Here is a 21,149-nt window from a genome sequence, read left to right as displayed (position 1 = left end):
CCCGCGCATCAGGGTAAGCGAGAAGTTATGACTAAAAGACCGTTCAAAAGAGCTGGTTCTAAGCTCTATCTAGCCACATTACTAGCCAGTACCTTTGCTTTACATCCAACTGTATTATTAGCCGCGCAATCCAATTCAACAGACACTTCTGAGCAGGTTTCTGAGCAAGAAGATGCAGAAGTGATAACCATTGTTGCTCATCGCCAGCCGCGCAATATTTCGCAGGTGGCGGGCACAGTGACTATCATGGATCAGGATTATATTGAGCGTAACATTGCGCTCAATATTGACGATCTGGTGCGCTACGAGCCTGGCATTGAGGTGGACGACAGTAGCACCCGCTTTGGTTATGGCGGCTTTCGAATCCGCGGAATTGGCGGTAATCGCACCGTAACCGTGGTCGATAATGTGCCAATTGCCGATAACTACAGTGTGGGTAACTTTGCCAACTCTGGCCGAGGTTTATTTGAACTGGGATTAGTCAGTCGTGTTGAAGTACTGCGCGGCCCGGCATCAACGCTCTATGGCAGTAAAGCGCTTGGTGGCGTAGTTGCCATGAACTTGTTAGACGCTTCGGATATCTTGCAGGGCGACAGTCAAGGTAACTGGCTCAAGGCTGGCTACAATACTGACAGCGACCGCTATAATCTGGCGCTGGCAAGTGCTTTCCAACAGGATGATTTTTCACTCCTGATTGCTGGTGCAAAACAATACGGTCATGAAGCAGATGTGGCTAATTTGCCATCTGGTACGACAGCTGATGAACAAAACAGAACGCAATATGCAGGCTTAATCCGTGCGGCACTGGATACCGACTATGGTCGTTTTCGTTTGTCTCTTGATGGTCTTGAAGATGAGCGTCTAACCGATATCAATGCAGTACTTGGAACTGGACGACTGGCCAACACCACTTCAATGATTGGCGATGATAGTCGTGACCAAACCCGTATTTTACTTGATCACCATTTCACCAATCTGGGATTTGTTGATCAGGGCACCTGGCGACTTTGGCATCAGAAGAGCGAAACCGAACAGGATACCTTTGAAGAAAGGCTATTGGCCCCAACACCAGTCAGCCTGGTCAGAGAGTTCAACTATGACCATAAGACTTCAGGAATCGGTGCCGATCTGGAAACTCGTATCGAAAGTGGTGAATTGACTCAGCGTCTGGGCTATGGTTTTGAATTCAGCGAAACAGAGTTAACCGAACTGCGTAATGCATCGCAAACCAATCTTGATACAGATGAAACCACTAATATTGTACTTGGTGAAGTCTTTCCATTACGCGATTTTCCAAAGAGTACCGTTCGTGAGCTAGGCATCTATATTCATGACGAGATTGAACTGTGGCGAAATGGCCTAGTTATCAGCCCCGGACTTCGCTATGAAAATTATGAGCTGAAAGCGAATAATGACCCCTTATTCGACAGTCAGTTCCCCGATGCAAACAAAACCAACCTGACCAGCGATGCCTGGCTACCCAAACTTGGTCTGTTGATGCCCATTGGTGAGAACATGGAATGGTTTAGCCAATATGCCAGAGGGCATCGCGCACCGCCATTTGCAGACGTGAATATTGGCCTTGATATCCCCATGTTTAATATTCGTGCTATCTCTAACCCCGATCTGAAATCAGAACGAGGTTACACTTTTGAAACAGGATTGCGCTATCGTGGCTCAGATACTCAGGCTGAATTTGCTTTATTCCACAACCGTTACAGTGACTTTATCCAGAGTCGTGCCTTCGTCGGTTTCGATGCTGGTACCATGATTTTCCAGTCTATTAATCGCGATAAGGTCATCATCGAAGGTAGCGAGTTCCGACTCAAGCACTATTTTAGCGATACGATTTCGACCGATGTGAAACTCGAATATATTCGTGGCGAAGATAAAAATACCGGCGAACCCATCGCGGAGGTTCGCCCTCCGATGGCAGTTTTTGAATTGAGCTATACGCCGACTTCAATGAGCTGGGAGACACGCCTGGTGGCAACCGCCAGCAGATCACAGAAAGCGTTGTTTGACGCTCGTGATACTGAACTTTTCTCAGCGCCCGGTTACACCAGTTATGACTGGATTACTCGCTGGTTTCCAGCCGATGATCTGCAATTGAGCCTAGGTATTTTTAATCTGACTGACAAAACCTACTGGCGAAATAGCAATGTGGCTAATTATCCGGCCAATGACCCAACCCTGCCTTTGCTGGCAGAGCCCGGTCGCAGCGTGGCAGCTAGCCTTGTTTGGAACTTTTAGCAAGATAACTTCTTAAGTGACTGGTAAGGGCGGGCCAATGTGCCCGCCCTTTTGCTTTCTATGGGCGCGAATCTTCCCATCGGGGATATCCAACCTACAAATGCTACAAGTAAAGCAATTTATCAAAGAATAAAGAGCAGATTCCAAATTACCTAAAGGTATTTCCGTTGGTCACAGTTTGGAATGACAAACCTTAAAGATGGTGTAAATCCCAAAGGTATGTCATCCTGAACTCGATTCAGGATCTGCTCTTGCTTGATGAATTACACCGCCCTACCCTCCAATTTTATGACCTCAATCAAGATTACAACAATCAATAATCCCTTATTTAGCAAGGTCAAACCAGTACCACCCTCATAAACAGGCATAATGCCTACCCATTGGCCCATTATCTGATTAACTTTCGGGCCAACCAGTTAATTCACATCACATAAGGTGTTTCATGCAACAAACAAATCACTATTCCTACGATGAGCTCATCGCCTGCGGCAATGGCCAGTTGGTAGGACCACAAGGCAATCAATTATCGCCTTTACCTTTACCTAATATGCTGATGATGGACCGTATCACTACTATCACCAATGAAGGTGGCGAATTTGGCAAGGGCTTCATCGAAGCAGAACTCGATATTACGCCGAAATCCTGGTTTTTCGACTGCCACTTCAAAGGCGACCCAGTAATGCCTGGCTGTCTGGGCCTTGATGCTATGTGGCAGCTCACTGGCTTTTTCCTTTCCTGGCTAGGCGAACTTGGTAAAGGCCGTGCGCTAGGGTCAGGTGAAATCAAATTCTTTGGCCAGGTTCTACCCGCAGCTAAAAAAGTCATGTATCGTATCGACATCAAACGAGTGATCCGACGCAAACTAAAAATGATAATTGCTGACGGTTCGGTTTCCGTGGATGGCAAGAAGATATACACTGCGGAAGACCTGAAGGTCGGAATTTTCGACAGCGTCGAATCCTTCTAAACCAAACAATACAGAATCTAAGTATAGTATCGTCATTATGAAAAGAGTCGTTATTACAGGCATGGGTATCGTTTCATGCCTAGGAAACAATGTTGAGGAAGTTGCCGAGTCTTTGAAACAAGGCAAGTCCGGTATTAAATTCAAAGAAATCTATAAAGAGAAAGGGTTACGCAGCCAGGTTGCCGGTAAACCCGATATGGACATCAAAGATCATATCGATCGTAAAATTGTTCGCTTTATGGGTGATGCAGCAGGTTATGCCTATATCTCGATGCAACAGGCTATCGAAGATGCAGGCTTGACTGAAGAGCAGGTTTCAAACATTCGTACCGGAATCATCACTGGCTCAGGCGGTGGCTCACAAGGCACGCAAGTTGAATCGGTGGATATCGCACTGGAGCGCGGCGTCAAGCGAGTTGGCCCATACGCAGTACCGAAAACAATGGGTAGCACCACCTCTGCCTGCCTGGCGACTCCTTTTAAAATTAAAGGCGTGAATTACAGTATCACTTCAGCCTGTGCTACCAGTGCTCACTGTATCGGCAACGCTTATGAGCAAATCGCCATGGGCAAGCAGGACATCGTATTCGCCGGTGGCGGTGAAGAAGAAGATTGGCGTTTAACCCTGTTGTTTGACGCAATGGGTGCGCTATCAACTAAATACAATGACTCTCCAGAAACAGCTTCACGTCCATACGATGCAACTCGCGATGGTTTCGTGATTTCATCTGGTGGCGGCATTCTGGTCATGGAAGAGTACGAACACGCCAAAGCACGTGGTGCCAAAATTTATGCTGAACTCACTGGCTATGGCGCAACCTCTGATGGCTACGACATGGTTGCACCATCAGGTGAAGGCGCAGTTCGTTGTATGCAACAGGCACTGGCAACCGTCAAAGGTGATATCGATTACGTTAACACCCATGGCACCAGTACTCCTGTTGGCGACACCGCTGAACTAAAAGCGATTAAAGAAGTTTTTGGTGACAAGCTGCCGAAGATCAGCTCGACCAAATCATTAGCTGGTCACTCGCTTGGCGCCACAGGCGTTCACGAGGCCATTTATAGTCTAATCATGATGCGTGATAACTTCATCGCTGCTTCTGCCAATATTAGTGAACTTGATGAAGGCGCTGCAGGTATGCCAATCGTACAGAAGCGTGAAGATGGTGTGGAACTCAAACGTATCCTCAGCAATAGCTTCGGCTTTGGCGGTACTAACGCTTGTCTGGTCTTTGAAAAATACGATCAGTAAACTTAGTTATAGAGCTAAAACAAAAAAAGGGTGGCCGATGGCCGCCCTTTTTTATGCCCCAAAACTCCAGCTATTAAATATCAATCATCCTTAATCGTCACCTCTGCCATTGTTCTAAAATCTATGACATTTCCTTCTTTCGACTCAGCAGCGGAACCTGGCTCGGGCTGATTCAAAAGTATCGTGGCGCATCGCAACACCGTCCTTTTGTCTTTATTCCTTTGTCTGAGCTGCTGTAGTTCATCAACTGGCACAACTTCTTTTGAAGAACGTTTGAACCATCTTACTATTTTATTTAACATTCGACGCCACCAGCCATCTATCACAACGACTTCATCAACCCGCTTATTATCTACCGGTAAGTGCACAATGTTTTTTGATTTCTCAAACTTATTCATCATCATCTTCCGAAGTGTTCAACTACTAAAAATGAATATAAACAATAGCAGAAAGGTGCGTCGTAATCTGTCGGAATTACCAGTTGCTCAAGCACCTGAACAAGTTTCAGGATGACAAAAAATTGAATAGCGGCCGATAGCCTTACTTAACTTTTACGAAAACGCAGCTGAAGGTACTGCCTTTGCCAAGTTCGCTTTGGATTTTGAGCTTGCCGTTATGGCCTTCTAGGACGTGTTTGACGATGGCGAGACCAAGCCCCGTTCCACCCTGTGAGCGGTTGCGTCCACTGTCCACGCGGTAGAAACGCTCGGTGAGTCTTGGGATATGTTCTTCAGCAATACCAGGACCATTATCCTGCACTTGAAGAATCAGATTGCTATCATCTTCTTTCCAGAAAATATCAATTCTACCTTTGGCTTGAGTATAACGAACCGCATTAAAGATGAGATTGGAGAAGGCACTGCGCAGTTGTTTTTCGCTGCCATAGAGGTTGGTATTGGTATGTGAATGGAATAGGATCTGGTGCTCTTTTTCGCCGCTGAGCGAGCGTGCTTCGGCACAAATACTATCCAGCATTAAATTGATATCAACTTCCTGCTTGCCATTTTCTTCTGCTTTGGCATCAAGTTTTGACAACAACAATAAATCATCCACCAGATGCCCCATATTCAAGGCTTGTTGTCGCATCATCTGTAATGGCTTGGCCACTGACTCCAATTGCGGATTGGTTTCAGGATCCAGCATTTCCAGATAGCCGGTTATTACCGTTAGCGGAGTTCTCAGCTCATGCGATACATTGGCAACGAAATCCTGACGGACTCTTTCAAGATGTTGCTTTTCGGTAATGTCACGAATAATGACCAGTCGTTGATCGTCATTGTAAGGCGTGATACGGATATTCAGAATTATCCGCTCATCTGCGGGAGAGTTAATAATCAGGGGTTTGTTATAATCACGAGTTTGCTCGTATTCGATGAAGCTGGGATGACGCAGCAAATTAAACAATCGTTGACCGATATCGGTACTGGATTTTAGCCCAAGCAAACGCTCTGCGGCTCTATTGAACCAACGAATTTCGCCCTGGTTACTGATGATCAGTGCGCCATCTTTTAACGCTGAGGTAGAAGCTCTGAATTCTGAAATAATCCCTTTGAGTTTTTTAAGTTCTTTTCGATGCTTACGCTGCAAAACATAAAGATGATTAAAAATCTCGCCCCATATTCCGGGTGCTGAAGGTGGGTAAAGTGCCCTGGATTTAACTAACCATCTGTAAAGGCGAGAAAGCTGGACGAGATTCCAGAAAAGGTAGGCAAAAATGACTACGGCGACAGAAGCAGCGGCGCGATCGAATAGCGAACCAATCAAACCAACGACCAGGATAATAAAGGCTAGTGTCCATACCTCTGTTTGCCAGTAACGATTCGTCCACATCTTCTAAGCGCCTTATGTCTAATTATTTTGCCGAGAAACGGTAACCGGATCCTCGCACAGTTTGCACATAGTTTTCTACATTATAATCTTGCAGTGCTTTTCTTAAGCGACGGATATGAACATCAACCGTTCGCTCTTCAACCACTACCTGTTGTCCCCATACAGAATCTAACAACTGTCCACGGGAATAAACGCGTTCGGGATGACTCATGAAGAAATGCAGTATTTTATATTCGGTTGGTCCCAAATGAATTTCTTCACCATTGATCAAAACGCGGTGTCCGGCGGTATCCAGCTGAATATCACCATGCGCAAGTTGCTCGCTGGGATTGTTACCTTTACCACTGCGTCTTAATACCGCCTGCACTCTTGCCAGCAACTCACGTGGCGAAAAAGGTTTGACGACATAATCATCCGCACCCGCTTCCAGCCCCTGTACGCGGTCATCTTCTTCGCCACGGGCCGTTAGCATAATCACCGGTATATCCTGATAGTTCTGATCTTTCTTCAGTTTTTTAGTCAGCTCGACACCGGATGCGCCTGGTAACATCCAGTCAACCAGCATGATGTCAGGCTTAAATCCTTCTTTAAACAAGCTGAATACGCGCTCAGCAGTTGCCGCCTGCTCTACCTGATATCCAGCTTGTTGCATGCAAAAGGCGAGCATTTCGCGGATATCGCGTTCGTCTTCTAAGATTAAAACTTTTGCACTCATTGTATTTCCTTTTCTTCAGCTATTTCTTCGAGAATCCTAAGACCATTTATTCATCTTTAGCTAAGCGTTGCATTTCATCCCAGCTTTTATGACGAACATCTTCACCTTGCACCAGATACACCACATACTCACAGATATTGTTAGCATGGTCACCGATACGCTCAAGAGCTCTTGCCGACCACATAAAGTCAAGCACCTCTGAGATACGGCGCGGTTCTTCCATCATATATGTTATCAGCTGACGTGAAATCGCATTGTATTCTTCATCTGCCTGATTATCCAACTTGGCCACATTCACCGCAGACTCCACATCCATTCGGGCAAAGGCATCTAAAGCATCATGCAACATCTTCTTAACGTGATTGCCTAAGTGCAACAAAGCACCATAATGCAACTTAACGTTAGCGACAGCCATTTCCTTATTGGCAATGGCTTTGGCCATACGAGCCACTTTTTCAGCCTCATCACCCATCCGCTCCAGATCGGTAATGGTTTTCAAAATGGTCACGATAAGACGCAAGTCGCCGGCAGCAGGCTGGCGTTTGGCTAAAACTTTAGTACAAGCCTCGTCAATTTTCATTTCTTTGGCATTGACCGTTTTTTCATTGGCAATAACCTTATCTGCAATATCGCTGTCATTATTGGTAAATGCGTCCAGAGCTAAAGTGATCTGCTCTTCAACAATACCACCCATCGCCAGCACTTCTTCACGCAAATTCTCAAGGTCAGCATTAAACTGCTTGGAGATGTGCGTTCCTAAATGTTCTGTATCCATCATAATAAACCTCGTTCACCTATCTCGATAATAGCCCAGTCCACATCACCACTAACCATAACGACCGGTAATATAGTCTTCGGTCTTTTTCTTCTCTGGGTTGGTGAAAATTTTATCGGTGTTATCAAACTCCACCATGTCGCCCATATACATAAAAGCAGTATAGTCCGAAACACGTGCCGCCTGTTGCATGTTGTGCGTAACAATGACAATGGTGTAGTCATTCTTCAGTTCGTTAATCAACTCTTCAATTTTTAAGGTTGAAATCGGATCCAGAGCTGAAGCTGGCTCATCCAGCAGCAAGACTTCAGGCTGTACCGCAATCGCTCGTGCGATACACAGACGTTGCTGCTGACCACCAGACATGCCCAGTGCATTTTCATGCAAACGATCTTTTACCTCGTCCCACAGTGCTGCACCCTTAAGTGCCCACTCTACCACTTCATCTAATACACGACGTTTGTTAATACCTTGTAAGCGTAACCCGTAAGCCACATTTTCATAAATCGATTTCGGGAACGGATTTGGTTTCTGGAATACCATTCCAACCTTACGGCGAAGTTCGGCAACATCAACACCTTTGCCATAAATGTTTTCATTATCAAGACGAATCTGACCTTCGGTGCGTGCAATATCAACCAGGTCATTCATACGATTAAAACATCTCAACAAGGTAGATTTACCACAGCCTGAAGGACCAATAAAAGCAGTTACTTTCTTTTCAGGAATTTGCAGATCAATATCAAACAATGCCTGCTTTTCCCCGTAGAAAAGATTCAGTTTTTCAACTTCAATAGCAATGGTTTCATCAGCCACTGGGTTGTGTGCCGATTGCTGAGTGTTCTGCCCAGCTTGCGCTGCTTTTGTATTCGACTCTTGATTCAAGTTTAGCTCTTGTGTCATCTCTGTCACCTTTCAGTTGCTCAAAGTATTATCGCTTGGCAGTAACATTACTGCTCAAGCGCCTTATACTTTTCGCGTAAATTGTTACGGATCTTAATTGCTGCCACGTTCAATAGAATAATGATTAACACCAACAATAGCGCTGTGGCATAAACCAACGGGCGTGCCGCCTCAACGTTAGGGCTTTGGAAGCCGACGTCATAAATATGGAAGCCGAGGTGCATGAACTTACGTTCTAAATGCAGGAACGGAGCATTGCCGTCCAGTGGTAAAGTTGGAGCCAGCTTAACTACACCTACCAACATCAATGGCGCCACTTCTCCGGCCGCTCGGGCAACCGCAAGAATTAAACCGGTCATCATGGCTGGGCTCGCCATCGGCAAAACTGTTTTCCATAAAGTTTCAAACTTAGTTGCCCCTAGCGCCAGACTACCTTCACGAATCGATTTTGGGATTCGCGACAAACCCTCTTCGGTTGACACGATTACTACTGGCAAGGTCAACAGTGCTAGCGTTAATGAGGCCCAGATCAAACCTGGTGTACCAAACATTGGTGCTGGTTTAACTTCTGGATAAAACAAGTCGTCAATCGAGCCACCGAGGAAGTAAACAAAGAAGCCAAGACCGAATACACCGTAAACAATCGAAGGAACACCGGCCAAATTATTAACCGCGATCCTGATGGTTCGTGTTAAAGGCCCCTGCTTGGCATATTCGCGCATATAGACTGCAGCAATTACACCGAGAGGTGTCACTACTACTGACATCAGCAGTACCATCATCACAGTACCGAAAATTGCCGGGAACACGCCGCCTTCGGTATTCGCTTCACGTGGTTCGTCAAAGATGAACTCACCGAGCTTCGAAAAGTAATGACCCGTTTTTTCAAGAGCATTCATTTTGTTAGGCTGAAAAGCACGAACCATATTATTGGCAGCCACACTAATGGTACGACCGTCGACCAGTTCGAACACTGCACTGTCACGTTTGATCTGGCTGTACAGTTCATCCAGCTGTTTCTGAAACTCAGCAAAATCCTTTTTACGATCCTGTCTGCGCTGCTCAATATCCGCCTTGGCTTCAGGTGTTAAGTTACCTTCAATTTCCAGTCGACGCTCTTCCAAACGCAGCTGTTCGATATCATAGTTAATACTACCAATATCATCTTTTTCGATATCACGGATCTGTTCGTGTAAGTCTGTGGCTCGTTCAACCACTTTTGCCAGAGCGTCAAAATCGCCTTCATACACTTTGCCATCATAGTTAACAGTTTTGACAAAGCCGTAGACATTTCCCCATTCATGACGCTCAACAACAGTTACCTCTTCGTTGGTGCTGGTTGATTGCAGGTTCTTTAAGTCAACCCAGCGAAAATCGATACCGTACATATCACGGTTACCAACTTTTAGTAGATACTGCTCACGATCAACACCATCCTGAGTATCAATTTCATGGCTGTGAATTTCACCCAGCACTAATTCTTGTTTACCATCCACTTCAAAGGTAAATGTCTGCACATCAGCAGGCCAGAAATGAATCAGACCTCGATAGGCAATCAGCAGCAATAGCCCGACCACCATCAATATTGAAATACTGATCGCGCCTGCATTGAGCCAAACCCAATGTTGTCCGCCTTGAAAGAATTTCTTACTCATCATTCAACTCGCTTAATATTCTCATCAATTCTTATTGGGTTTAGAGTGAACCGTACTTATTGCGCAAACGCTGACGTACAATTTCCGCAATCGTGTTAAACACGAAGGTAAACAGGAACAGTACAAATGCCGCCAAGAACAATACACGATAATGCGAACTGCCTACTTCCGACTCCGGCATTTCGACCGCGATATTGGCGGATAAGGTACGGAAGCCTTCAAAAATGTTCATGTCCATAATTGGCGTATTACCCGTCGCCATCAATACGATCATGGTTTCACCCACTGCGCGTCCAAGACCAATCATCAAGGCCGAAAAAATACCGGGGCTGGCCGTTGGAATAACTACGCGGGTTAAGGTCTGCCATTGGCTGGCACCTAGTGCCAATGAACCATTAGATAAGTGCTTCGGCACACTGAAAATAGCATCTTCAGTGATCGAGAAAATGGTTGGAATGACTGCAAAGCCCATGGCAATACCCACCACCAGAGAGTTGCGCTGATCATAGGTTATGCCCTGCTCGTTCAACCAGGCTGGCATGTTGCCATTAAACATCGCTGATTCAACAGGCTCGCCTAGCCAGAAAGCAAGGAATGTTCCAAAGATGATAATCGGGAATAACAACGCAGCCTGCCAGCCATCAGGCACACGATGCTTGATTGCGCCAGGAAGTTTTGTCCAGGTAAATCCAAAAAGAACGGTAACTATCGGTAGTAAGATAATTAGCAGAATGACACCTGCTAGATGTTCCTCGATTAGCGGTGCTAACCAAAGACCCGCCAAGAAGCCAAGAATTACGGTCGGCAATGCTTCCATGATTTCAACGGTTGGTTTAACCATCGAGCGCATTTTAGGGGCCATAAAGTAGGCGGTAAAAATGGCGCCAAATATAGCTAGTGGAACCGCAAAGAGCATCGCATAAATCGCTGCTTTCAAAGTACCGAAACTAAGTGGCACTAAAGAAAACTTAGACTCAAAGTCATTGGTAGATGCCGATGACTGCCAGGTAAATGAAGGCTCTTCATAACTTTCGTACCAGACTTCATTCCATAGGGCTGACCATGAAATTTCCGGATGCTCATTCTCTACCGAGAAAACGGTTGCCTGACCATTTTCACCAATACCAACTAATCGATTACTGCGAGAATTAATAGCCAGAGCCTGAAGCTTCTGCCCAAAATCAAATTCTTCAAGCTGACGCTCTGAGGTGGTGTAAAAAATTCCCATCTTGCCATTGGCATCTGATGCAATAAAACCTTTACGGCGCTTCTCAATAATAATTTGTGAAATTGGGCTATCGGATAATTTAAAGTCACGAATTTTCTTAAGGTTAAAGCCTTGCTCGCCACGAACCTGGAACCACTGACTAACGACACCATCGCTGTCACCAATCAGTAACGAGGTTTGACCTAATAGAAAAGTCGCCTCTGTAACGGTTTTACCACTCTCAAGTAGTGATTGGCTTTCATGAAACTCCCACTCATCATCAATGTGGCGATAAGCAATTAAGTCACCCTGCTCACTGATAATGTACAACCAGTCCGGCCCCGGCGTGGTTAATACATACTTAGGCGTGAATGGAATCTCAAAGCTATCGCGTGACTCTTCTTCCAGAGTCAACTCTTCAGTCAGGAAACTCTGATCGATTGAATAGGTTACTGTCGTTACTTTCTGGTCTGCACCAACTGATGCAATCACAATACCGTCTTCCCAGCGGCTACCGAATAACCGAGTGATTGCAGTATCAGTCAGTTCAAGACTGTCTTCACCGAAAGGATATTGCAGTTGTGGCTCAATGTGACGCTCGTTATTTGGATAGCTGATTTTGTATTTGTGAGAAAATAACTGAAAGCTACCATCGGCAAAACCGGCAGCCATTAATCCTTTCAGATCCAACTCAGCAAAGGCTGTCGGCTGGGCATTGTGTGAAAATCGCGCTTTATTGATAATGTTGCCATCTTCAACGCTGAAAAAGCCTAAATCGCCACTTTTACTGATAGAAAAGGCAATTTCGCCATATTCTTCTACCGCCATATACTGCGGCTGCGTCTGTTGCCAGCTATAATCTTGCTCTAATTCGACGCTAGCTGGCTTAAAAATAGGAAAAACCACCCAGAATAGGTAGAAACAGATAAGCCCAACCGCACCAATGACGGAAAGCCCGCCCAGGCCAATGCTGTAACGAGCAATTAAGTCATTGATTTTTCTGCGCTTATGTTTACCACTTTGGGTTTGTTGGTCCAGAAGCTTGCGCGTGGTCTCTTTAACTGATGTATTCATGACTAATTAACCATTTATTGATGCAGGTTAGTATAAAGTTGAATTGTTACAGTTATATTAAAGTTCCGAGGAGGCAGAGACGGTAATGTGACAGTGGAGTGTCATTAATATGATGAGCTGATAGTTTGTAAAAAGTTTCATGACAATGACCGGTTTCACAAAGCCTTCGCTTTTCTGTCATGGAAATGTCACAAAATCTCCGTAAAATTGCCAGCGTCGATTAATTAAACCCCTTATTGGAGAAGACAATGAAATTAAAACTAATCGCTGTAGCTGTTGCTACTGTAATCTCTGCACCGGCATTTGCCGAAACCGAAACTTCTGGTAAAGCTGGTAGTGGCTTTACCGTTAAAACTGATGATGTCAGCTTCTCAGTATTCGGTCGTGTTCAATATGACGTCGATATATGGGATGGTGATGCTTTCTCTACTGCTGATGAATCAGGCTCGGATTCTGAAATACGTCGTGGTCGTATCGGTATCTCAGGCAAGATTGCTAAAGACTGGTCGGGTAAAATTGAATTTAATTTTAATGATCAAACAGGTGAGAGCAACATTGAAGATGCTTATATAAAATATTCAGGCATTGATGGTGCAGATTTACTCATTGGTAAACACAAAGAGCCATTCGGTTTTGAAGAAAACACTTCATCTAAAGATATCACGGCTATCGAGCGTACAACCATTACTAACGCTTTATCACCTGGTAAAAACTATGGTGTTTCTTTAGGTGGCGGTAGCAATGAATTCACATGGAAATTTGGTATTTATGATCGTGGTGAAGAAGGTAACAATATCGCAACAGGTTTCTCGGGGCGTGTAACTGCAGCACCTATTGCCACTAAAGATGAAGTGTTACACTTAGGTTTTGGTTATACGCAAAGCCGCCTGGCTGGCAACACTTACGGCGAAGCCGATCAGCGTTTAGAACTTCATACAGCAGATGAAAAAGTCGGTGCTAGTTCTATTCTGGGAGAAAGCATCATGGCTTATAACCTTGAAGTTGCATACGCTTCAGGTCCATTCCATGCGCAAGCCGAATACTTCGATGGTGAAGTTGATGGTGGCAACTGGACTAGCGACACTGATATCGAAGGTTACTATGCGCAAGCAGGCTACATCTTAACTGGCGAATCACGCCCATACAGCAAAGGCGTATTCAAGCGCGTTAAACCAAAAGGTGATGCAGGCGCTTGGGAAGTTTTTGGTCGCTACAGTAACTATGAGCCAGGTACTGACGAAGCTGAAGTGTTCACATTAGGTTTGAACTACTATGCTAACGCAGCGGTTCGTATCGGCTTGAACTATGTTTCAGCTGACATGACTGAAGGCGGCATCGACAAAGACGGCGATGGTTTAGCGGTACGTTTCCAATACGTATTCTAAGCAAAACCAGAAACGTTTAGTTTCATGATTAAGGGCGCGCAATGCGCCCTTTTTTATTGTATCGCTATTCACTAGTACGATTTGTACGGACAAGTCATGACTTGTCCCTACTCCAATTTTTGAATAACTCTCACACTCCTTGCATCGCACCTGTAAACAATTATGATAAGAAGAAATTACAAGGAGCAATTACCATGTCTGATTTTCTCGGCTTTGATTGGACCAGCCTGTTCTGGCCTGTGGCGGTACTCGTTATTGGCTTCTTTGCCTATCAACTCCTACAGAAGTTCTTTTCATTAAGCAAAAACAAAAATACCAATGTAGTATTGCAAAGACAGCTAACTAATATTGTATTCATGCTGTTGCTGATCATTATTTTTGTTTTGGTGTTACCGATTAAAGACAGTTTAAAAAATCAGATTATTGGCCTAATCGGTATCGTGCTTTCAGCGTCCATTGCCCTGAGCTCAGCAACCTTCCTGGGCAATATCATGGCGGGGATCTGGTTACGCTCGGTCAGAAACTTCAGACTCGGTGATTTTATTGAGGTTAAAGGCATGTTTGGCCGTGTGTCCGGTCGTGGACTTCTGCATACCGAACTGCAAGATCGGGAGCGCGATCTGATCACCCTGCCCAACCTGTTCCTTGCAACCAACCCTGTGACTGTGATGCACAGTGATGGTACTATCATTTCAACTGAAGTGTCACTCGGCTACGATATCGAGCACCGATTTGTAGAACCCTTGCTGCTTGAGGCAGCGAAGCAAGCAGAATTAGATAAGCCCTTCGTATATATTGAAAAGCTACTGGATCATGCCATTGTTTACAAAGTGCATGGTTTAGCTACTGATATTAATACCTTGCTCTCCAGCCGCTCCAAACTGAATGCCTGCGTGCTGGATAGCCTGCATCAGGCTGGCGTTGAAATTGTTTCTCCAACGTTCAGAAACCAACGCATGGTTGATGAGAAAACCTACATTCCCAAGGCTAGCAAAGGAAAAACAACAAAATCCAAAAAGTCAGACAATGGCGAACCCGAATCAGTGGTGTTCGATAAAGCCAATAAGGCAGAACAAGTTGACCAAACACGTCAGCAAATCGAAAAGCTGGAAGACACAGTTGACGAAATCAATAAGCAGATCAAAGAGTCATCAGATAGCGATCAAAAAGATAAGCTGAAAACAAAACAACAAAAGACCAAAGAAAAAATCGAGCAGCTTAAAGAGCAGTTGGTTATTGAAGAAACAGAGTTAAATAAAGAAGGAAAAGGCGAGGATTAATAAGTACTTTCCCAAGCTACCATATACTCAACAAAAAAGCGGCCGAAGCCGCTTTTTTTAACTTATTTTGACTTTTCATTAACACTACTCTTCAGATGCTAAGAACAGTCTCAATACATAAATGAACATCATCGCGATACTAGAAAATAATGATATCGCTGCTCCTACATAACGATCTTCAGGATAATGATGAAGGATATTCGAGGTGTCATATAAAATTGCTGCACCTGAAATGCCGATCATGGCAACACTGAACCAGGTGCCTAAATGGAAACCAAAAATCGCACCGCCTAGAATAGCTAATAAACCTAATCCAAAACCCCACATGACAATTCCGCGAAGGAAAGAGAAGTCTTTACGGGTGTAAAAAACGATAGCGGTTAGAATACCAGCACCAACCAAAGTTACCACTGCAGCACTTTGAATAACGCCAGGTGCTTTTGTAGCTGCAAGCAATAACAATGGAGAGAAGAATACTGCATATGCAGCAGTAAAAATCACCAGATTCAGATATTGAACTCCTTTTGAAGTAGCTCTATCTGCAAAATGGGCTGCAAACCAACCTGTACCAACAAATGCCAGCATCATGGCAATCATGCCAAACGTACCCAGCTGAGCAAAAAAGTTATAAATTGCAACAGAGGCGCCGGACTCGTATAAGCCAACACTAATCAGTACAAATGCAAAGATTGCACCCAATAAATGATTATAGGTTTTGGTAATAAACTTTGCGCGATCGCCTAATCCACCACGAACGACGACTTGTTCTTCTGTTTGTTGATAGCTCATCAATGTCTCCTTTGTTTAAGCTTTAATTCTTCGTTTGATTGTTCTTTGATAAAAACACCGGTTAGAACGGAATATCATCGTCAAAATCATCATCCATGGCCGGAGCTGGCTGAGGTGATTGCTTTTGAGATTGGTTATTGTTGTTACCGCCGCCGAATGAGGCTTCACCACCACTACGGCCACCTAACATCTGCATTTGGCCATTAATATCAACAACCACTTCTGTGGTGTAACGGTCCTGACCGGATTGATCAGTCCATTTACGGGTCTGCAATTTACCTTCGAAGTAAACTTGCGAGCCTTTTTTGAGGTACTCACCAGCAATTTCAGCTAACTTTCCGAAAATGACAATACGATGCCACTCGGTTTTTTCCTGTTGCTGGCCAGTATTTTTATCTTTCCAGGTTTCAGAAGTCGCTAACGTAATGTTGGCAATCGCTCTACCGTCTGGTGTATAACGAATTTCCGGATCCTTCCCTAAATTTCCTACTAAAATGACTTTGTTAATGCCGCGACTGGCCATTGATTACTCCTGTCTTTGTCTTTTAATCTACTAAATTCTTTAATTATCAATATATTAGGCTTGAATTCGGCCTAATTTTTCTAATTCTTCACGCTCGATGGTCGAGTCGTCCACTCGCAAATATACCTTGCCTTTATGGTCATCCGCAATGGCTTCAATGACTCCTGCCAACTTCAATGCAGATTCTTGAACCGTTTTTGCCGTATCAGCTTCATCCAGCTCAAGCACCCAGCGTTTCACTTCCGGTAGCTTGCCTAACCAACCTATGGCTAAGCCTGCAATGATCATCAAGCCAATGTTTAACCATACCACCCCTGTAAAACCAAGGGTTGGTAATAAATAGCCGGTCACGCTACCGCCGAGAAAAGCGCCGAGAAACTGGCTGGTTGAGAATATCCCTAAAGCCGTACCACGGTACTGAGCACCGAACAGATTGGATACGGTTGAGGGTAGTTTGGCTTCCAGTAAATTGAAGCCCGCAAAGAATAAAGTCAGAACCAACAGCCAGAACCATAGACTCTGCCAGTCAGTCAGCAAGGTCACAAGAGATAAGGCTAACAACAGAAAAGCGGCCTGCATCACCTGGCGGTGCCAGCCTTTTTTCTCGGCGTTAATCATCATTGGCAACATGATGGCAATCGACAGAGCCAACACCAGCAGATAGATCCAGGAATGTTGCGAAAGCTCAAAGCCACTGGCAATTAGCTTATCCGGAACTATCAGGAATACAGCAACCAACGCCCAGTGAATCACGAATACTGAGAGTGCTAATACAAAAATACGCCCCTTGGCCGTGACATAGCGCCAGCGTTCAGCGAAGCTTAAATCAATTTTTGGCATATCAATGGCAGGCACCGCAGGCACCACAAAGGCAGCAACTAATAGCGCTAAAAATGCCAAAATCGCTATCAGATAAAAAAGCCCCTGAAGGTTCAGCCAATTAGAAAGCAATGGCCCCAGCACCAACGATAGGGCAAAAGCCAGACCGATACTGCCGCCAATCATGGCCATGACTTTGGAGCGCTGATGCGGACGACTCAAATCTGCCGCCAAGGCCATTACAGCACTGGCAATTGCGCCAGCACCCTGCAATGCGCGGCCAACAATCAAACCCCAAACACTTTCTGAGTTTGCAGCAACCAGGCTGCCCACAATGAAGACCAATAAGCCGGCATAGATCACAGGCTTACGGCCAATCTTATCGGAGAGTAATCCCAAAGGAAGCTGAAGAATTGCCTGCGACAGACCATAGATACCAATGGCAAGCCCTAACAATGGCAGAGTTGCTCCTTCCAGACCTTCGCCAAGAATTCGTATGACGGGTAACAACATAAAAAGGCCGAACATGCGTAAGGCAAAAATGCTGGCCAAAGAAATAGCGGATTTTTTTTCGAGCGTGGTCAATGAAGACGATTTCATACACAATCCAATAGCTTAGGGCTTAACTGTTTAATTATTAGTCACTCTGGTTGACCAACAGCCCCAACAAACCTTTTCTGTTTAAGGCAATTCACGTTATAGTTAACGGTTTGCGATTTTCTCACTTTAAGCCGCAAAACCCAAATTTATTTTGACGCAGTGCCTGATAGCTTCTAGCTAATGCCATATCGACCTATAGCAATAGAGATATTGGCAATAAATTCACAGCCACAATGCATAATAGGCCACTAGCGTCATGAGCTCACACAAACGACATATAGGAAACTGATGGACAACATTGATATCCGCGGTGCCAAGACCCACAACCTGAAAAATATTGACCTGGTATTACCTCGCGACAAATTGATCGTAATTACCGGCCTGTCCGGCTCAGGAAAATCCTCACTGGCGTTCGATACTCTCTATGCCGAGGGCCAGCGCCGTTATGTGGAATCATTATCCGCTTATGCACGTCAGTTTTTGTCGCTAATGGAAAAACCCGATGTCGAGCACATCGAAGGTTTGTCACCGGCAATTTCGATTGAGCAGAAATCCACTTCGCATAACCCGCGCTCCACCGTGGGTACCATTACCGAGATTTACGATTATCTGCGCCTGTTGTTCGCCCGAGTCGGTACACCACATTGCCCCACCCACCATTTGCCACTTGAAGCTCAGACTATCAGCCAGATGGTGGATCATGTGCTGGAACAGCCCGAGGGTACTAAGCTGTTGTTGTTGGCACCGGTTATTAAAAACCGTAAAGGTGAGCACATTCAGTTATTGCAGGAACTGCAGGCCAAAGGTTTTGTTCGTGCGCGGATCAATGGTGAAGTCTACGATTTGTCTGAGGCACCGACCATGGAGCTGCATAAAAAGCACACCATTGAAGTGATTGTTGATCGCTTCAAGGTTAAATCAGATTTACAGCAGCGGCTAGCCGAATCCTTTGAGACAGCGCTGGAATTATCCGATGGCATCGCACGTGTCGCGCCTATGGATGAAGACAGCGATCTTGAAGAGATGGTTTTTTCGGCTAAATATGCCTGCCCAACCTGTGGTCACTCTATTTCCGAACTTGAGCCACGCATCTTCTCCTTCAACAACCCGGCTGGCGCCTGCCCTACCTGTGATGGCCTGGGTATCGATCAATTTTTTGATCCGGACAAAATTATTACCAACGAAGATATTTCATTAGCAGGTGGCGCCATTCGTGGCTGGGATCGCCGTAATGTTTATTATTTCCACATGCTGAAGTCATTGGCGAAGCACTACAAATTTGATATCGAGGCGCCCTGGAGCAGTTTATCGAAAAAGATTCAGGACGTAGTGCTGTACGGTAGTGGCAAGACGCAGATTGATTTTGAATACAGCAACGATCGCGGCGATAAATACCAGCGTAAACACCGCTTCGAAGGCATTATTCCGAACATGCAGCGTCGCTATCACGAAACCGAATCCGGTGCTGTACGCGAAGAATTGCAGAAGTACATGACTACTCAATCCTGCAAAGCTTGTGGCGGAACTCGCCTCAACGAAGACTCGCGTAATGTGTTCATTGATGGCACCTCATTGCCGCAAGTCACTCATTGGTCAATAGAACAGGCACATGATTATTTCAGCACATTAAACCTACCTGGAAAGCGTGGGGAAATTGCTTCGAAAGTTCTCAAAGAAATTGGGGAACGTCTGAGCTTCCTGGTGAATGTTGGTCTTGATTATCTGACCCTGGAGCGTAGCGCCGATACGTTATCGGGCGGCGAAGCTCAACGAATTCGTCTGGCCAGTCAGATTGGCGCAGGACTTGTTGGCGTCATGTACATTCTGGATGAACCCTCCATTGGCCTACACCAACGTGATAATGATCGCTTGCTACAGACTCTGACTCATTTACGTGATTTGGGTAACACTGTGATCGTGGTAGAGCATGATGAAGACGCGATTCGCGCTGCTGACTTTATTGTCGATATCGGTCCTGGTGCAGGTGTTCACGGCGGTGAAATTGTTGCCAAAGGAACGCTGGCTGATATTAAAAAAGCCAAGGGTTCTCTGACTGCTCAGTATCTGACGGGCAAACTAAAAATTGAAGTTCCTGAAAAACGCACACCTGTTGATGCCAAGAAAACCATCAAAGTTCTTGGCGCCACCGGTAACAATTTGAATGACGTGGATCTGGAAATCCCTGTGGGACTATTAACTTGCATTACAGGTGTCTCAGGCTCAGGTAAGTCGACTCTAATTAATGATACCCTGTATCCGATTGTGGCACGTGATATTAATCGCTCAAGCCTACAACCAAAGCCTTATAAAGAGATTCAAGGCCTCGACAATATTGATAAAGTGGTCGATATTGATCAAAGCCCCATCGGACGGACACCACGCTCAAACCCAGCGACCTACACCGGAATATTCACACCAATTCGTGAATTATTCGCCGGTACCCAGGAGTCGAGAACTCGCGGTTATAAACCTGGTCGTTTCAGTTTCAATGTTAAAGGCGGACGTTGCGAAGCCTGTCAGGGTGACGGTGTCATAAAAGTTGAAATGCACTTCCTACCCGATGTCTATGTCGCCTGTGATGTGTGTAAAGGCAAACGCTACAACCGTGAAACATTGGAGATCCTGTACAAAGGCAAGAACATCAATGAAGTACTGGATTTAACGGTTGAAGATGCGCGCGAATTCTTCGATGCCATTCCAGCAGTAGCCCGCAAGTTACAGACGTTGATAGATGTGGGCTTGTCCTATATTACTTTAGGCCAAGCAGCTACCACGCTTTCGGGCGGTGAAGCGCAACGTGTCAAACTGTCACGCGAATTATCCAAACGCGATACCGGGCAGACTCTGTACATCCTTGATGAACCCACCACTGGACTACACTTCCACGACGTTAATCAACTGCTCAAAGTTCTGCATCGACTGCGCGATCATGGCAACACCGTTGTAGTGATTGAACACAACCTCGACGTAATTAAAACCGCTGACTGGATAGTCGATCTCGGTCCAGAAGGTGGCAGTAAAGGTGGACAGATTATCGCAACAGGAACACCAGAAGATGTAGCTAAAATCAAAAAGTCTTATACCGGTAAATATCTAAAGCCGATGTTAAAATAAAATAA

Annotated in this window: 16 protein-coding genes; 6 read left to right on the top strand and 10 right to left on the bottom strand. The window is 45.2% G+C overall.

Features of this window, described 5'->3' with window-relative positions; genetic code table 11:
• Positions 1-27 precede the first annotated feature (27 nt).
• The 3 genes from B158_RS0104510 to fabB all read left to right on the top strand — a co-directional run bounded on the left by B158_RS0104510 (position 28) and on the right by fabB (position 4,475).
• The gene (locus B158_RS0104510; protein ID WP_018624169.1) at positions 28-2,253 is read left to right on the top strand and encodes a TonB-dependent receptor domain-containing protein; all 2,226 of its coding nucleotides are present in this window, start codon (positions 28-30) and stop codon (positions 2,251-2,253) included.
• Between the two features lie 442 nt (positions 2,254-2,695).
• Complete coding sequence (fabA, locus tag B158_RS0104500) at positions 2,696-3,220, top strand: bifunctional 3-hydroxydecanoyl-ACP dehydratase/trans-2-decenoyl-ACP isomerase (protein WP_018624167.1); 525 nt, start codon at positions 2,696-2,698, stop codon at positions 3,218-3,220.
• 37 nt (positions 3,221-3,257) lie between these two features.
• Positions 3,258-4,475 carry a beta-ketoacyl-ACP synthase I gene (gene fabB, locus B158_RS0104495; protein ID WP_026309235.1) on the top strand — a complete coding sequence of 406 codons (1,218 nt, stop codon included), beginning with the start codon at positions 3,258-3,260 and terminating at the stop codon, positions 4,473-4,475.
• A gap of 80 nt (positions 4,476-4,555) precedes the next feature.
• Here the strand turns inward: fabB and B158_RS0104490 are convergent, their stop codons facing one another.
• The 7 genes from B158_RS0104490 to B158_RS0104460 all read right to left on the bottom strand — a co-directional run bounded on the left by B158_RS0104490 (position 4,556) and on the right by B158_RS0104460 (position 12,634).
• Positions 4,556-4,879 (bottom strand): hypothetical protein, encoded by a 324-nt coding sequence (locus B158_RS0104490; RefSeq protein WP_156823044.1) that lies wholly within the window; start codon positions 4,877-4,879, stop codon positions 4,556-4,558.
• 136 nt (positions 4,880-5,015) lie between these two features.
• The gene (phoR, locus tag B158_RS0104485) at positions 5,016-6,305 is read right to left on the bottom strand and encodes a phosphate regulon sensor histidine kinase PhoR (RefSeq protein WP_018624164.1); all 1,290 of its coding nucleotides are present in this window, start codon (positions 6,303-6,305) and stop codon (positions 5,016-5,018) included.
• A 22-nt stretch (positions 6,306-6,327) separates the two neighbouring features.
• Entirely contained in the window at positions 6,328-7,020 is a 693-nt protein-coding gene (phoB, locus tag B158_RS0104480; RefSeq protein WP_018624163.1) for a phosphate regulon transcriptional regulator PhoB, read from the bottom strand.
• Between the two features lie 46 nt (positions 7,021-7,066).
• Positions 7,067-7,798 (bottom strand): phosphate signaling complex protein PhoU, encoded by a 732-nt coding sequence (gene phoU, locus B158_RS0104475; RefSeq protein ID WP_018624162.1) that lies wholly within the window; start codon positions 7,796-7,798, stop codon positions 7,067-7,069.
• A 48-nt stretch (positions 7,799-7,846) separates the two neighbouring features.
• Positions 7,847-8,680, bottom strand: coding sequence for a phosphate ABC transporter ATP-binding protein PstB (gene pstB, locus B158_RS0104470; protein WP_407635757.1), 834 nt, complete (start codon positions 8,678-8,680; stop codon positions 7,847-7,849).
• Between the two features lie 65 nt (positions 8,681-8,745).
• Complete coding sequence (gene pstA, locus B158_RS0104465) at positions 8,746-10,353, bottom strand: phosphate ABC transporter permease PstA (protein ID WP_156823078.1); 1,608 nt, start codon at positions 10,351-10,353, stop codon at positions 8,746-8,748.
• 40 nt (positions 10,354-10,393) lie between these two features.
• Positions 10,394-12,634, bottom strand: a complete 2,241-nt coding sequence (locus B158_RS0104460) for an ABC transporter permease subunit (RefSeq protein WP_018624159.1) — start codon at positions 12,632-12,634, stop codon at positions 10,394-10,396.
• Between the two features lie 248 nt (positions 12,635-12,882).
• Here B158_RS0104460 and B158_RS0104455 point away from each other — a divergent pair, with 248 nt between their 5' ends.
• Positions 12,883-14,019 (top strand): OprO/OprP family phosphate-selective porin, encoded by a 1,137-nt coding sequence (locus B158_RS0104455; RefSeq protein WP_018624158.1) that lies wholly within the window; start codon positions 12,883-12,885, stop codon positions 14,017-14,019.
• A gap of 194 nt (positions 14,020-14,213) precedes the next feature.
• Positions 14,214-15,299 carry a mechanosensitive ion channel family protein gene (locus tag B158_RS0104450; RefSeq protein WP_018624157.1) on the top strand — a complete coding sequence of 362 codons (1,086 nt, stop codon included), beginning with the start codon at positions 14,214-14,216 and terminating at the stop codon, positions 15,297-15,299.
• Between the two features lie 84 nt (positions 15,300-15,383).
• On the opposite strand, the gene B158_RS0104445 is transcribed toward B158_RS0104450, so the two are convergent.
• The 3 genes from B158_RS0104445 to B158_RS0104435 form a co-directional block, all read right to left on the bottom strand.
• Positions 15,384-16,088, bottom strand: coding sequence for a Bax inhibitor-1/YccA family protein (locus tag B158_RS0104445; RefSeq protein ID WP_018624156.1), 705 nt, complete (start codon positions 16,086-16,088; stop codon positions 15,384-15,386).
• A 61-nt stretch (positions 16,089-16,149) separates the two neighbouring features.
• Positions 16,150-16,611 carry a single-stranded DNA-binding protein gene (ssb, locus tag B158_RS0104440; protein ID WP_018624155.1) on the bottom strand — a complete coding sequence of 154 codons (462 nt, stop codon included), beginning with the start codon at positions 16,609-16,611 and terminating at the stop codon, positions 16,150-16,152.
• 54 nt (positions 16,612-16,665) lie between these two features.
• Positions 16,666-18,030 carry an MFS transporter gene (locus tag B158_RS0104435; RefSeq protein ID WP_018624154.1) on the bottom strand — a complete coding sequence of 455 codons (1,365 nt, stop codon included), beginning with the start codon at positions 18,028-18,030 and terminating at the stop codon, positions 16,666-16,668.
• Positions 18,031-18,318: 288 nt separating this feature from the next.
• Between B158_RS0104435 and uvrA the strand changes: the two genes are divergently transcribed.
• Positions 18,319-21,144: an excinuclease ABC subunit UvrA gene (uvrA, locus tag B158_RS0104430; RefSeq protein ID WP_018624153.1), complete on the top strand. Its 2,826-nt coding sequence runs from the start codon at positions 18,319-18,321 to the stop codon at positions 21,142-21,144.
• Positions 21,145-21,149 lie beyond the last annotated feature (5 nt).

The organism is Kangiella aquimarina DSM 16071, from assembly GCF_000374105.1.
GTDB lineage: Bacteria > Pseudomonadota > Gammaproteobacteria > Enterobacterales > Kangiellaceae > Kangiella > Kangiella aquimarina.
Note: the sequence above shows the minus strand (reverse complement) of the source record. Positions and strands in the feature narration are given on the sequence as shown.